This window comes from bacterium, assembly GCA_021371935.1.
GTDB lineage: Bacteria > Armatimonadota > UBA5829 > UBA5829 > UBA5829 > UBA5829.
In genome coordinates this window covers 117,957-132,816 of sequence record JAJFVF010000009.1, presented here as the reverse complement: position 1 = coordinate 132,816, position 14,860 = coordinate 117,957, and the positions used below count along the sequence as shown (strand labels likewise).

Annotated in this window: 15 protein-coding genes; 1 reads left to right on the top strand and 14 read right to left on the bottom strand. The window is 52.5% G+C overall.

The genetic code is table 11. The annotated features are described in order from the left end of the window. Positions 1–4 precede the first annotated feature (4 nt). From LLG46_07035 to LLG46_06980, 12 genes are all read right to left on the bottom strand, one after another. On the bottom strand, positions 5–1,105 hold the full coding sequence (locus tag LLG46_07035; GenBank protein ID MCE5323053.1) for a hypothetical protein: 1,101 nt from the start codon (positions 1,103–1,105) through the stop codon (positions 5–7). Between the two features lie 54 nt (positions 1,106–1,159). Beyond that, complete coding sequence (gene efp, locus LLG46_07030; protein MCE5323052.1) at positions 1,160–1,720, bottom strand: elongation factor P; 561 nt, start codon at positions 1,718–1,720, stop codon at positions 1,160–1,162. A 117-nt stretch (positions 1,721–1,837) separates the two neighbouring features. Then, positions 1,838–3,877 carry a DUF5107 domain-containing protein gene (locus LLG46_07025; GenBank protein ID MCE5323051.1) on the bottom strand — a complete coding sequence of 680 codons (2,040 nt, stop codon included), beginning with the start codon at positions 3,875–3,877 and terminating at the stop codon, positions 1,838–1,840. Further along, positions 3,874–4,854, bottom strand: coding sequence for an ROK family protein (locus LLG46_07020; GenBank protein MCE5323050.1), 981 nt, complete (start codon positions 4,852–4,854; stop codon positions 3,874–3,876). Before LLG46_07020 ends, LLG46_07025 begins: the two co-directional genes overlap by 4 nt. A gap of 25 nt (positions 4,855–4,879) precedes the next feature. After that, a complete protein-coding gene (locus LLG46_07015; protein MCE5323049.1) occupies positions 4,880–5,494 on the bottom strand; it encodes a YjbH domain-containing protein in 615 nt (204 codons plus the stop codon). A 99-nt stretch (positions 5,495–5,593) separates the two neighbouring features. Beyond that, on the bottom strand, positions 5,594–6,742 hold the full coding sequence (locus LLG46_07010) for a hypothetical protein (GenBank protein MCE5323048.1): 1,149 nt from the start codon (positions 6,740–6,742) through the stop codon (positions 5,594–5,596). A 23-nt stretch (positions 6,743–6,765) separates the two neighbouring features. After that, positions 6,766–8,361 (bottom strand): D-aminoacylase, encoded by a 1,596-nt coding sequence (locus LLG46_07005; protein MCE5323047.1) that lies wholly within the window; start codon positions 8,359–8,361, stop codon positions 6,766–6,768. 57 nt (positions 8,362–8,418) lie between these two features. Then, on the bottom strand, positions 8,419–9,042 hold the full coding sequence (locus LLG46_07000) for a DnaJ domain-containing protein (protein MCE5323046.1): 624 nt from the start codon (positions 9,040–9,042) through the stop codon (positions 8,419–8,421). A gap of 104 nt (positions 9,043–9,146) precedes the next feature. After that, positions 9,147–9,575, bottom strand: a complete 429-nt coding sequence (locus tag LLG46_06995) for a pre-16S rRNA-processing nuclease YqgF (GenBank protein ID MCE5323045.1) — start codon at positions 9,573–9,575, stop codon at positions 9,147–9,149. Beyond that, positions 9,572–10,081 carry a CBS domain-containing protein gene (locus tag LLG46_06990; protein ID MCE5323044.1) on the bottom strand — a complete coding sequence of 170 codons (510 nt, stop codon included), beginning with the start codon at positions 10,079–10,081 and terminating at the stop codon, positions 9,572–9,574. Before LLG46_06990 ends, LLG46_06995 begins: the two co-directional genes overlap by 4 nt. A 173-nt stretch (positions 10,082–10,254) precedes the next feature. Beyond that, positions 10,255–11,334, bottom strand: coding sequence for a Gfo/Idh/MocA family oxidoreductase (locus LLG46_06985; protein ID MCE5323043.1), 1,080 nt, complete (start codon positions 11,332–11,334; stop codon positions 10,255–10,257). Between the two features lie 14 nt (positions 11,335–11,348). Continuing rightward, a complete protein-coding gene (locus tag LLG46_06980) occupies positions 11,349–12,008 on the bottom strand; it encodes a ThuA domain-containing protein (GenBank protein MCE5323042.1) in 660 nt (219 codons plus the stop codon). Between the two features lie 110 nt (positions 12,009–12,118). Here LLG46_06980 and LLG46_06975 point away from each other — a divergent pair, with 110 nt between their 5' ends. Beyond that, positions 12,119–13,483, top strand: coding sequence for a phosphomannomutase/phosphoglucomutase (locus LLG46_06975; protein MCE5323041.1), 1,365 nt, complete (start codon positions 12,119–12,121; stop codon positions 13,481–13,483). 60 nt (positions 13,484–13,543) lie between these two features. Here LLG46_06975 and LLG46_06970 read toward each other — a convergent pair whose 3' ends face one another. Continuing rightward, positions 13,544–13,735: a ferredoxin gene (locus LLG46_06970; protein ID MCE5323040.1), complete on the bottom strand. Its 192-nt coding sequence runs from the start codon at positions 13,733–13,735 to the stop codon at positions 13,544–13,546. A gap of 19 nt (positions 13,736–13,754) precedes the next feature. Then, positions 13,755–14,810, bottom strand: coding sequence for a selenide, water dikinase SelD (gene selD, locus LLG46_06965; GenBank protein ID MCE5323039.1), 1,056 nt, complete (start codon positions 14,808–14,810; stop codon positions 13,755–13,757). Positions 14,811–14,860 lie beyond the last annotated feature (50 nt).

Genomic DNA, 14,860 nt, shown 5'->3' with positions numbered 1-14,860 from the left:
ATAATTAGACCTGCAAATCAAAAATCAGATATTCAAGAGTCCGCAGCGTATAGCTGATGAGGATTATAGTCAGCCAGACCACTGCTATATTGGTCAGCACATGACTGTCGGATGCATATGACGCGCTTGCAACTGATTTATATGAAAGAAAACCAATGAACTGATCGGTCTTCTCCAATGCAACCGACACATAGCGTGCTATATGGCCGTATAACAGATAGACAGCAAATATCATGGCAGGAAAGACCATCGGGCTCAGCAGGCGATATTTCTGCCTCTGATGCTCGGCATAAATCCCGCACCTACGGCACCTGATCCGCTTGACTTTTGCGCTCACCTTGGGCTGCTTACTCTGCCCGTCAATACCCAGACTGTGCAGTATGCCTTCGTAACTCTCGTTGCCGTCGCCCTGACTGGCCATTGCCATCAGGATTGTGTGCTCGTCGCAATAACAGCCGACCTTAATCCGCCAACATGGCCGCTTCTTCTTAAAGGCTGGACATACCCGCCTCACAAAATCACGGCAATAGGCCATGTCCCAGCAGTTGCCGTATATCTTCGGCTTCTTTTTCTTCTCGCGCTCTCTCTCATCTCCCCAGCGCGATTCCAATACACGCCTGACGGATATGCCGCGCCAGATGCGCAGTATGCCGTCTCTGACTACAAGCACCAGCCCAGGCAACACACATATTGCGCCGACAATGCAGAACTCGTTTACAATCGCAAGGGCCAACGACGCAGCACGCGCATTTTGCACATGAACAAAACGAGCAAGAGCCTCGGGTGTGCCGAAATACAGCAACAGACCCAGCACAGAGAGTGTCTGACCGACTATCTCATCATAAAACAGACGGATCATCACCGAGGCAACTATCGCAATACTCGCGATTGTGAGTCCCTTGCATGCCATGACCGCACTGTTTATCAGATAATCGCTGTCTGCCGCAGAAAGCTTGTCCATATGGGCAAAACGCGGACCGAATATTACCCACAGCAGATAAGCGACAGCCACTGTCGCAACCGGTATTCCCAGCTTCAAACCCAAAGAACTGATATTGTCCAGAAAAGCAACTATCCAGCTCTTGGTGTGTGATTTAAGTGCCAATTGCAGAGCCTCCTTCGGCCAGGAAACTTGACGACACTACAATAATACGCTGCCCTAGTCTTTGACTCGCTCAAGATAGTCGTTTGTGCGAGTGTCGACCTTTATCTTGTCGCCGATGTTGATAAAGAACGGAACTTGCACGACTGCGCCTGACTCGATGGTGGCGGGCTTGCTGCCGCCCGAAGCTGTGTTGCCCTTCTCACCAGGCTCGGTCTCGATTATTTCCGCCTCTATAGTAAAGGGAAGTTCGACATTGATCAGTTCACCCTGATGCGAGAGTGCAGTGACTTCAAGACCCTCTTTGAGATATTTCACGCCGTCGCCTATCTTCTCCTTGGGCACGGGGCTTATCTCATATGATTCGGTGTCCATAAAAAAATATTCGCCGTCCTGCTCATAGCTGAACTGCATTGGATAGCGCTCCAAGATCGCCTGATCCATCTTTTCACCGGCACGCCAGGTCTTCTCGATCACGGCACCTGTGCGCACATTCTTGAGCTTGCTGCGCACAAATGCACCGCCTTTGCCGGGTTTGACATGCTGAAACTCCACAATCGTGAATATGTCATTGTCGAGGATAATCGACAAGCCGTTTCTGAAATCGCTGGTATCCATTTAGGTAGACCGCACCTCCAAACTTATATACACACTCGCTCGAATTATAGCATATGGTGGTATATGGCGGCAAATTAGCGCTCGGAGTGTTGCGATAGAGAAAATTTGACCGGCAACTTACTTTTTCTCTGCAGCAGATTGTGGTGGGATATATTTTTCGTCACCATCGGATGGCCGAAAATCAATCAGTGTCGGTGGAACACGATCGCGCCTCACCCGCTCGATCAGGTCATCCGTAACCTCCACACCAGCATTCTGAGCCAGTTTCCTTGCCTGCACTTCAAACCATATGTCTGTCAGAGAAACCTCACCTTCTTTTATGGTGGCAAATTCCCAGTCAAGCAGTTGCTCAGCCAAATCCAGCCTGTTCGACCTGACAGCGGCTCTTGCACGCAGCAGTCGAATCCGTTCATGCTCCTTTACATCATCCGGCAAATTGACAAGCATACTCTCCAGATCATCCCACCGATCAGCCCCAACCAGAGAATTTCCCAATTCGATGGCAAGTGCTGGAATCTTGGGACCGGCATGCCATGCGGATTCGAGCAGCCCGATAGCCTTCTGAGCCTCGCCACGGCGACCGGCGAGCACAGCCAGATTGCGCAGAGACCATGCATTTTGAGACAGTTTATTGGACTTCTCCCACGCCTGCTCGGCTCCCTGGTCGTCACCGGCCTCCATTTTCATCACTCCCAGGTGATACCACGCAAGCCAGTTGTCAGCATCATCCCTTTCAAGACTGCGTTCAAGAAGTTCGCGCCAGGAGTCCTGAATCATGTAAGAGCCAGGTTCACAGACGGGATCGATTATTGGAAAATGGCCATTCTCCAATAAAGAAAGCCACGGCTCTTGCTCATTCGATATCTCGTCATATGAGAAAGGTGTGGCGCAGGTAATCACACACTCCTGTGAACAGAGAGATGCTCTTCTGCATTCCAGAGCGCCCCAGCCGGAACCTCGGGAGAGAACTTCGTCGGGCGCATGTGAAGCCGTCTCTTTTGCATTAGCATGAAATTCGTCCACCGATTCGCGCGCAAGCATCTCGCCAAGTATACGCTCGGCCTCATTGTACGCATGCTGCCAATCGGTGGAATGCGCCGTGTCGGCGTCCATCTCCATATAGCCTATTGCTTCGGTCCAGCACCACTGCGCTCCGGCGGGCATCGGAACTGTGTGCATCTGTGTGGGGCACAGACCGGCTTGTATCTCCAGATAATGCAGTCCGGGCATGGATAGATACTCGTTCCAGCGTCTGCCTCCCGAACTCATCCCCCAAGCGAACTGTTTCCGGCTCTTGAGCATATCGGTAGAAGTATGCACCATGCCCCTGCCGTCCTTGTCCACCAGAGCAACCCACCGTCTGCAGCCCTCGGGGATTCTGAAAAAAAGATCATAGGACACATTGACGTTGGTCGCGTAGCTTTGGTCCACACCGTCAATGACCGGGCAGTCCCGCATAGTGCAGCCCTTGTAAGCCGTGTCGCCGGGCGACAATACACGACCACCGGGATATTCCGGCGCGCCTATGTTGGTCCACCAATACATCGGCATTGCATGGTCATGCGGGTTTGTCAGATTTATGTGCGCATAGAGAAATCGAGAGTCGTCCGGCAGGTGCAGATCAATATAATACGGGAAACACTTGACGCGCTCCCATGCATAAAGCCTTATTACAGGCTCTCCGTTCGGACCGGTCAGCTTTGCTGCATGAACGGGAGAACTAGTAAGAAATGTGTGACCCAGATGTGATACGTTCCACTCGATGCCGCCCGCGGTCCATGCGTTCCTGATAGCGAGATTGGCGGGCTGGAAGACCGGGTTGTGAAACAAAATTTCTCTTTGAAGCGGCTTGTAGACAATCGAAGCGACCTTGCCTCCGACCTCGGGAAGCACAGTCACCTTCAGATACTCGTTCTCCAAAACCAGTGACGAAAACGATCTCGATATTCGCTGCCTGTTGTAGCCATCTTGCATTTTATATGGCAGCGCCCTGAAACCGTTTTGGCTGCCCATGCCGGGGCGGTCTTCGAGGGGAACATTATTTGCCTCGAAGTCTATCGATATATCCTGAACGGGATTACGAAACACCGGCAGCGGGTTTTCCCTGCCCATATCGGCTGAAGGGATTATATAAGGTTCTACGGCCAAACTGGTCATACAGCCCTCTGCAAAATCAATGCCGCTCCTCCCAGCACACCGGCATTGTCACCGAGTTGGGCTGGAACCACCTCGCATGCTTGAAGCTGTTGATAGAGTGCATTGACTTCCACACTCGTCCTGATCGGATCGAAGAGCAAGTCTCCAGCCTGTGCGACTCCGCCGCCGATCACTACCTTATCGGGATTGAGCATATTGATTGCATTCGCAACACCTATGCCGATGTAATAGCCGGTTTCCTGTAGGGTCTCGACTGAAACGGCATCGCCTTCAGAGGCGGCTTCGGCAATCATTGCGGGAGTGATATATCGCAGATCGTGATTCGACTTTTCCAGCAGGCTCGTGTGCCTGCCCATATGAGCTTTACGCGCCGCGCGGTCGATTATGGCGTCGCGCTGAGCAAGCGATTCCAGACAGCCGTAGCGCCCACAACTGCACCTGGGACCATTCGCTAGCACTATCTGATGGCCCATCTCGGGACCGCTTTCGTTGACGCCTGTCCAAATCTTGCCGTCTATAATAAGGCCGCTGCCGATGCCCGTACCGAGCGTGAACATTACCATGCACTTCGAGCCTTTGCCTGCCCCGAAAACACATTCGCCCAGAGCTGCGACGTTCGCATCATTGCCCAAAAGCACGCTCATGCCGATCTGTTCGACTATCGGAGCCGCCAGTTGGACGCCGTCCCAGCCGAGAAAATTCGGCGACCAGAGCACAAGGCCTTCCTCACTCTTCACCGTGCCCGGAACGCCCATCCCTACTCCCGCAATATCGGAGAACTGCGCGGGTGAGTCCTCCACAGCCTGCCTGATAGCAATCACGATCTGACCGACTGTGGCGTTCAGACCCTCCATCGCCTTAGAGTCCGTCCTGCCCTCGCCGACAATGGCTCCATCGCGGTCCATCACTGCTGCCCGGACATTTGTGCCGCCGAGATCGACACCTATCACATAGTGTGCGTTTGGGTTAAAATCCATATATGATACCTCACGAGTAATGCAATTAAAAATTCAAAGGCAGAAGCTCAGCCCCGAAATATGCTTCATCCTTGATAGTATAGGCTTTCAATCTGAACATGCTGATCGGCTGCCAGCCGAGTGCGGCATTGAAATTCTGGCTGTCATATTCACCCTGAATGAAAAAATTCAACGGCAGATGAGCCTCAAGGCCGAAAAACGGACCCTCAATACCCCCTGCGGCAAGACCCGCCGTTACCGAAAAATCATTAATGATCGGCAATGCCAGCCTTATGGGCAAGTGCTTTGTGGCAACCAAATAGCCGGTGATGCCATCGCCTGACTCGTCGGCTATGTCCTGCACCCCAAATGCCACCGCGGGATTAAATGTCGTCTCGGGAAGGAAGCTCCACTGAGCGCCATACTCGTTGTCTTTCTCGCCACCAGGGTTTTCATGGCGGAGCACGCTGAGTTCTACCTGCATCAGACCCGCGGCAAGCCACATATAACTGCCTTCATCATTGCCGGGACTTACGGCTGCCTCGGCGCGAAACTGACCGGTGGTGAGCGTTTCGCCGCTCGGAACCAGCAATATCCTATTGGCCAGGACAGGACTGCTCAAAATGCAAATCATTAATATTGCGAAAAATATTTTCTTCATAATCTCTTTCTCCCTTGAAAATCTGTAATACAGGGCATATCACAATGCGCCTATACTATATTGACGGCTTAATATACTGAGCATCGCCGCTTGGTTTGCCTACTCTGCAGACATGGGAGTCCATATTGCATTGGAACTCCTGCCGTCGTGCGTCAACTGGGTGAGTTCACCGCTTGTCGGGTCTATCAAAACAATATCCCGTTTCTCGCCGTTGTCACTGACCATGGTCGCCAGAATTGTGCCGTCGTCCGGTGAAAAGGCAGGGCGCTCGAATATCCCATTGGCGATAATTCCTGCCTGACCCGATCTCAAATCTATTTTGAGCAAGCCGCTGGAAGCCGTCTTGGTGGTGGATTTCAATGGAACTATAACCTCGGTTTCGTCGGCGGATATAGCGGGAAAGCCCAACTCCTGTTTTTCCGAACTCCAAACCGTGCCGCCCTGATTACGCTCCAGATCGAATATAAGCAGTATGTTCTTCTTCCCGATTTTCACCGATGCGGTAAGCAACGGCTTTTCGGCTGCCCAGGAATATCCTGTTACCTGACCAGCAGCCAATACCTGGCGCTGCGGGCATACGCCTTTATGTGCGTCCTCACCGGCATGATCGTGATGGGGAACATACACCAGTGTGTCATTGTCCGCGGCATCCTTTGTAACGCCGGCGATGCTCTCGCTGTCGGGTGCCCAGGCATATGAGTAATATGCAGGAATCTCACGGCTCTCCGTTGTGGACGACATTGCGGCATGTATCTCCGCATCGGTCGGCAGCACACACTCGGGTTTGTCACCGTTCAGGTCAGCTGCATATACCCTGCCGCTGGCTATGAATGAGAGCTGCTTGCCGTCGGGGGTATAGCGGGGTTCCTTTTTGGGACCTGTGGCGCTGGTCAACAGATCCAATTCCCCGCCCCTGGCTCCGACACAAACAACCTGCTTCTCATTGCCGACCATGGCGACAAATGCAATTCGATTGCCCGTTGCAGATATGGCCGGATATGAGAGGACTTTCGCGCCATCGGTGAGGGCTTTGCGATTGGAGCCGTCTGTGTCCATCACATATATGTCCGAGCCGTCGCGGCCGGATACAAACACTATCTTGTCCTGCAGGCGCGGACCAGAGAACAGCGTGATCCCGAACCACTGTTCCAGCTTGCCGGATATCCCAGCCATAAATGCGCCCAGGAGAATTATTATAAGGCAGAGTGTGAGAATCCCCTTAAGCTCGGGGTTCTTGATAATTTTCATTGTAACTGTCTACTCGTTTCCATCTACTTCACCGCGCCGGGAAACCGCAGAACCTGCCCTGCCATCTCGCCTGTCATGACGCCATCTTCCACTGCCGGCCTGCCGTTTACGAACACGAACCTTATGCCCCTGGATATCTGATGTGGATTTTCGTATGTGGCCGCATCCGATATCTCATTGGGGTCAAAAACAACCATGTCCGCCCAGTTGCCATCCTTGAGCAGGCCGCGATCCATAAGCCCCATCTTCCTCGCCGGAGCCGAAGTCATCTTTTGCACGGCAGTCTCCAAACCTATTACGCCGCGCTCACGCACATATCGACCCAGTATTCTTGAAAATGTGCCGAACGCCCGTGGGTGAGGCTTACCCTGTGAGAGCCTGCCTGAAATTCTTCGTGCGGACGCATCACTGCCCACCATGGCAAAGCCGGAGCGCATCACCGTTTCAACATCTTCCTCACACTGAGAAAAATGCACCATGGAGACACCCAGATGCTCCTGGGCCAGCAGGTCAAGCACAACTTCTTCAGGCCGCGATCCCCTGCGCATGGCTATGTCTTCTATGCTCATCCCCTCGCATGCGCGGTTGTTCTCACTGCACACACTGCTTATCAATACGTTCTTCCACTCGTCTTTGTTGCACTCGCCACTGGTGTTGCTGCTCAGAAATTCCAGCAGTTCTCTGCGTCTGTTGCGAATGCGATCCAGTAGAGCATCGTCACCACCGTCAAATGCCCACTGCGGGAGCATCGCCGACAGGGACGTGGCCGAAGCTATATACGGATACTGGTCCACGCTGATATCCATCCCGGACTGCCTGCACTCATCTATCATGGCAAGCGTGGTCTTGACCCGCCCCCAATTGGGACGCCCACACGCCTTGTGATGGGATATCTGCACACCGACACCGCTGCCCCTGCCGACTGAAATGGCTTCCTCGACTGCCTCAATCAGGTCGTCGCCCTCATCACGCATGTGAGTCGAGTAAAAACCGCCGAAATCAGCGATGACTTTCGCAAGCTCTGTAAGCTCGGATGTGTCGGCATAGCAGCTCGGAGGATAGATCAGACCGCTGGAAAGGCCGAAAGCGCCCTGCTCCATCGCTGCGCGCAGTAACATGCGCATCCGCTCGATCTCATACGGAGAAGCCTCACGCTCCACCAGACCAACTACCGCAGACCGAAGATTGGCATGACCGGCAAGCGTCGCGAAATTGACAGCAATCGGCCTCTTCTCCAGAGCCGAAAGCATCTCGCCCAGGCTGTGCCAGTCATCCTCGATTCCATTCTTCCTGCGCCAGCTCTCCAACTCGGCGCGCCCGGACTCGTCCAGACATGGAGCAGCCGAAAAACCACAGTTGCCGCACAGCTCGGTCGTGACACCCTGAGTGATTTTACTTTCGGCAAACCCGTCGACAAACAGAATGGAATCCGTATGTGAGTGGATGTCTATGAAACCAGGAGAAACACACAGGCCAGCGGCATCAATCGTACGCGCGGCACTATCGGAAATGTCGCCCATCGCCGCTATCTTGCCATCCTTGACGGCTATATCGGCGGTAAAGCGCTCGCCCCCAGAGCCATCGAGCACGGTGGCGTTTTTTATAAGAAAATCGAACATTTGCTGACTCACGATTATGGATTCCACGAGCCGTACTGCAATTCCTTTGCCTGAGGACTAAAAACCATCGCTGCGGATCTGTATGAGGGAGTTGCGGTAAAATGCCAGGGACTGCTTGTCACCATCGCTTGCTGCTATTCGTGCTGCTTTTGAATATGTCTCAACTACCTTGGCTGCTGCCCACCTGTTTGCGGGAAATAATCTGTATTCGCGTGCGCCATACCATTCAAGATAATCGGGCGATTGAGGCTCGATTACATCCTTGAACGGTCGCGCAGGTGCGCTGATGTGCTGGTCTATGAGCTTTGCACGAAATACCGGAGGCTTGTCCCGCACGATTGCCCACATAAGCACCATGGCTCCGATAATGAGCATTACGCCCGCAATGAGCTTCTTGAATGTGCACAAAAATGACATTGCAAACCGGGAAACAATTACTCCGTCGAGCGCGACAATCGGCGGCGGAGGCTTTATAAAGGTCATATCGTATCGGCACCTGCTGAGAGGATCGGCTAATACGTGATATGCTTCAATTACCTGGCGGGTGACATCCGATGCATTGCAGTCGGCATGGTTGACATCTGGATGGACGTCGAGGAGGCGGGCGCGAAATGCGCGCTTGAGTCCATCATGCGTCACTTGCCGGTTTACTCCAAGCAACTGATAATAATCGGTCTGCATTGAGTCTCTCCCCCAGCCGATACTAACCAGCGTTATTCACGTTCCTAGTGAATAACGCTCTTGGATACCCGGATTATATCCGCGAACTGCTTTACCCGCAAGGGCTATTTTTTACCCTCTGATCGAAAGTACCTTTCGGCAAGAATTATTGCTACATAATCGTCATAGGGACGAGCAGGGGTCTGAAGTGAGATCGGGATCAGCCTGCGCAGCCCACGAGGAGGGTTGTCCTTAAAATATATCTTGCGCGCAAGCTCTGAGGTGAACTTCTCGTCTACCAACTCAACTGGCAGATCACTTACCATATCGACCACGCACACGGCCTGCGATGATGTCGTGCCGTTGCCGATAACTATTAAATCCGGGTGAAAACGCTTCTCCAGATCGGCTACGGACTCGCCCAGCCGGTCAGTCTCAATTACAGCGTGATGGACAACATCGGGCGCTGAACCGTCCTTACAGGCGACAACCGCCGCACCACATTTCATGCTGCCGGGGTCGATTGCAAGGACGGTTTTTACTTCGCCGCTCATAACTCTATAAGCTGACCTTTGTGCGATTTGCCGGGACACTCGTCAAAGCCGTTCGACGCTTTAGCCAGCGCCTGGATGATATCTTTTCTGCTTATTATGCCGACTACCCTGCGGCCTCGCAATATCGGCACCCTGTTTACTGCATGCTCGATCATCTCACGCGCGATATCGCTGACTATCGAGTCCTCCAGGAAAGTCAGGACCCTTTTTGTCATGGCATCCTCGACCAGCCTGGCCTGCGAACGTCGATACGCCTCTTCCACTCCATCGGGATGCGGCGCAAACAGGCTGTTTTTGTGCGCAACGGCATCTGGCAGAGATATCTGGCCTTTGAGCAGCAGATCGCTCTCGGTAATGATCCCTTGAAGATCACCGTCGGCGTCAACTACAGGCAGGCCGCTGATGTTGTTGCAGGCCATCAGACGAAGAGCCTCTTCTATGGAAGAGCCTTTATGAACCGTGACGACATCTCGCGTCATTATATCTTTTGCGGTAAGATTGAGCATTTACTTCTCCGAACATCCTTATTATTACTCGTCAAGTATATCATATCAGAGTATACAGTTCAGTTTTACGAGAGCAAATATGGCTCGGTGGGAACCTCGCCCTCCCGGAAAGCTCATATTGGGAGGGCGAAGCTCCTGCTGAGCCAAAATTTCAGATAACTGAACTCTATCAATCAGAGGTCTATGGGCAGAGGTTTGGGCTTGGCGCATCTGCTCTCCAGCTTGATATGCTTGCCCAACTTGGAGCTGTCATTAAACGCATGCATTATATCCAAAACATGATAGGCCATCTCTCCGCTTGCCCTGTGCGCTTCGCCCGAACGAATTGCCCCGGCCATATCCGCCAGACCGATGCCTCTGCTGTTTTCGGCATAACCATGAGTGAGCGGAACCTCTGTCCAGTCGTCACCGGGTTTGAACAACCTCACAGGACCGCCGAATTTGTTGGGATCGGGCACGCTCAGAGTCCCCTCCGAACCGTATATCTCTATTCGCGGAAGCTCGGCTGCCCAAACGTCAAAGCTGGTCATGATCGTGCCGACTGCGCCGCACTCGAAATCCATAAGCCCCGCGATATGAGTGGGCACATCGACCTTGATCTTGGTGCCTTTTTTCGGCTCGCTTGTGATTGTCCTCTCAGGAAAAGATATCTGCGTCGAGCCCGTCACACGGTCCACACCTCCCAGCATGGCAATCAGAGCGGTGAGATAATACGGTCCCATGTCGAACATAGGTCCGCCACCGGTCTTATAGAAAAACTCCGGGTCGGGATGCCATCTCTCGGGGCCATGAGTCGTCATAAATGCAGTAGCGGCAACGGGAGTACCTATTGCACCGTCATTTATCAGTTTTATACATGTCTGGATTCCTCCGCCCATAAACGTGTCGGGAGCACAACCCACGTGCAGCTCTTTCTCTTTTGCGAGCGCGAGTATTTTTTTGCCATCTTCACGGGTTATCGCCAGAGGCTTTTCGCCATATACAGACTTGCCGGCCTCAAGCGCGGCAACCGCAACATCGGCATGAGCCTTGGGAATCGTCAGGTTGAGTATTATCTCTATCTCAGGATCAGCTAGGATCTGATCGACTGTCATGGCAGTGCAGCCGAACTCCTCAGCCTTTGCCGAAGCTCGCTCTATGGCAAGGTCGGCGCATGCAGCTATATCTATCGCCTCAAGCGCCTTACCGTTGGTAAAGTATATGCCGCTGATATTTCCACAGCCGATGAGGCCGATTTTTGTTGGGTTTTGCATATAAGCTCTATCTCCTATGAAGTCTCGTTCGCTGCCCAAAGCATGCCGCGCTTTTGGATATCTCTTACCTGTGGAAGATCGAAATCGGATGCGATATGCCCGAGTGAACTATAGAAAACTCTACCATCACCATACATCCTCTTCCAGACAACTGGCATTACACATCCCTTGATCCAGGGAACATCACCCTGCTTGCCGGAAAATGTTGTTGTCGCGAGAACTACATTACAAGGATCGACATGCATGTAATACTGCTCTGAATGCATATTGAAGTCGGGAATGCCTGCCGTGACGGGGTCTCGGTGGTTTGTAATATTGACTGTGTAATCTATAGTATTTCCAGGGTGCGCTACCCACTGGCCGCCGACCATGAACTGATAGGCGGCACTGTTCCTGAAAGAATCGCCCATGCCGCCATGCCAGCCTGCAATGCCGACTCCGCTCTTGACTGCACTCAATAGACCAGTTTCCTGCTCACGGGTCAAGGAACCCATGGTCCAAACCGGGACAATCAGGCTGAATGAGCGCAGCTTGTCACTATCCAGAAACGAATCCAATGAATCGGAGACCTCTGCATGCAACCCTTCTGCTTCCATAATGGGTGCAATGACATCCACACACTGTTTCGGCTCATGGCCAGCCCATCCGCCCCATACAAAAAGAACAGATTTCATCACTAAACCCCTCTTGGTATTTGGTCAATAACTAGACTAGCATTCAATGTGATTAATTACAATAGCCGCCGGCATGGTATAATCTTTTGGCTTTTCAAGGAGGTCTGCAGATGACGTTTGGACACAAGGATATAAAGAAAGGTATTTTCAAAGCATATGACATCAGAGGACTTTACCCTCAGGAGATAGATGATGAAGACGCATATCGCATTGCCAGAGCTTTTGTTTCGGCTCTGCGTTGCAAGAGGGTCGTGATAGGCCATGATATGCGTGAGTCTGCCGAAACATTCGAGTCCGCTACAATCAGAGGACTGATCGACCAGGGAGCGGACGTTGTGCCGGTGGGGCTTACTTCCACACCGATGTATTATTTCGCGGTCAATCACCTGAATGCGGACGCGGGAGTTATGTGCACCGCATCGCATAACCCAGCTGAATATAACGGCTATAAAATGACCGGCAAGGGAGCCGTGCCAAGCATAGCAATCATAAGCAATGAAGACCTTTGGAAGCTGGCATGCGAAGGCAACTTTACCGAGCCTGCAAAAAAAGGAACCATCCTTGCCCAGGAAAATGTCCTGAATGAATATACGGAAGCCGTGCTGGAAAACACCGGCATCCGCAGTTTCGGCGACCTCAAACTGGTAATCGACTGCGCAAACGGCATGGGCGGCTATATATTGCCCGAGATCATGAAGAAGGTCGGCAGCGACCCTATTCGACTCTACTGGAGACTGGACGGGAGCTTCCCCAACCATGAAGCTAACCCTCTCAAGACTGAGACGCTGCTTGCGCTGCGCGACCGCGTGGTGGATGAAAAAGCCGACATTGGAATCGCATTTGACGGGGACGGCGACCGCGTGGCGTTTGTTGACGAGAAAGGCCAGATTATATCAGGCGACTTTGTCACAGCGCTTATCGCACGTGAGATGCTTAAGAAAAAGCCCGGCGCAGAGATCTTGTATGACCTCAGGTCGAGTTGGATAGTGCCCGAAGAGATAGAAAAAGCCGGAGGTAAGGCGACCGAGTGCAGAGTCGGCCATGGTCTCATCAAGAAGCAGATGCGCGAAGAGGGCGGATACTTTGCCGGAGAACTGTCAAGCCACTACTATTTCAGCGATTTCTACACCACCGATAACGGTGACCTGGCGATGCTCAATATGCTTAAACTACTGCTGGAAGAGGGCAAGCCGATGTCAGAAATAGTAAGCCCGCTCAGAAAATATTATCACAGCGGAGAGATCAATTCGGAAGTAAAAGACATCCCAGCAGTGCTTGCCAATCTCAAGGCCAAATATGGTCCGGTGGCAAAGCGGGTGACTGAGATCGACGGATATAAAGCCGAGTTTGACGAGTGGTGGTTCAACGTGAGACCATCCAATACCGAACCTCTGATCAGGCTCAACCTGGAAGCCAAGACCAGAGAGCAGATGGAAGAGAAAGTCAAAGAGCTGCTCGGCGAGATCAGAAGCTAAACAATTATACCTACACTTTGGTGCTGCCCATTATGACATGAGCAGCACCAAACTCTGTCCTTATTCTTCAACTACAATAGCGTCCACAGGACAGTCTTCACACGCCTGGCGGCATTTTTCCTCCGCTTCGGGTGGGACAGGATCGGCTATGACATGAGCGACTCCATCATCGCGCATCTCAAAGACCTCAGGACAGGTGTCCGCGCACGATCCGTCTCCAATGCACTCCTCTTCTATCACGCGTGCCTTCATACGCTGAGTCCTCCATCGTTTATTCGACGATATGAATCTTACAGCCGGAATCAGGTATGATTTCGCCAATAATGGCCGCATCCGAAACATCGGCTGCATGCAATGCTCCGAGCATGTCATCAGCCTTATCGGGCGAAACGCTTATCAACAGCCCGCCAGATGTCTGAGGGTCGGCCAGAGTGAGCTGCTTGCGCTCATCAATATTATTACCCCACTCAAGGCAGGAGCAGTGATCCAAAAAGTCGAGGTTTCTATAGGTCCCGCCGGGCACCATATCCTCATCCAGCAGACCCTGGATACCCTCGATCAACGGCATCTTGCTATAATACAGCTTTGCGCCAACACAGCTCGCCTCAGTCATCTCGTGAAGGTGACCCAGTAGGCTGAACCCGGTGACATCAGTACAAGCATGGCAGCCGATGCGCCTGGCGACTTCAGACGCAGGGCCGTTGAACGTGGTCATTACATCTATGCCGCGCGCTATCACCTCGTCCGAGACTGCATTATGCTTGATCGCGGTAGTAATGATCCCAACACCTATCGGCTTGGTCAAGATAAGTTTGTCTCCGGCTTTCGCGCCCTTGTTGGTCATTATCTCATTAGGGTGTATCAGCCCCATAACGCAAAGGCCATACTTCGGCTCGGGGTCATCGACGGAGTGACCACCGACTATACTCACACCCGCCTTTGTCGCCTGGTCAGCACCACCCTTCAAGATAAGCTCCAGCTTGTCCAGAGCGCGTGTGCGGCCGGGATACGCAACAATGTTGAGAGCAACAACTGGCCTGCCGCCCATGGCGTATATATCCGATATGGCATTGGTGGCGGCGATCCTGCCGAACTCATACGGGTCGTCGACAATGGGCGTAAAAAAGTCCAGAGTTAGGACCGCTGCAATATCGTCCGATATCTTATAAACTGCGGCATCGTCCGATGTGCCCACATCCACCAGCACATTCGGATCACTGACCAGCGGCATCTGTTTCAGTATTTGCGACAACTGCAGAGGGGCAAGTTTACACGCGCAGCCCGCTCCATGCGAAAGTGAAGTCAGTTTGAAATCGTCGTCTTGCATCCGAACGCAACCCCTTTCAATATAGTGGCCAGCGAGTTATATATTACTGC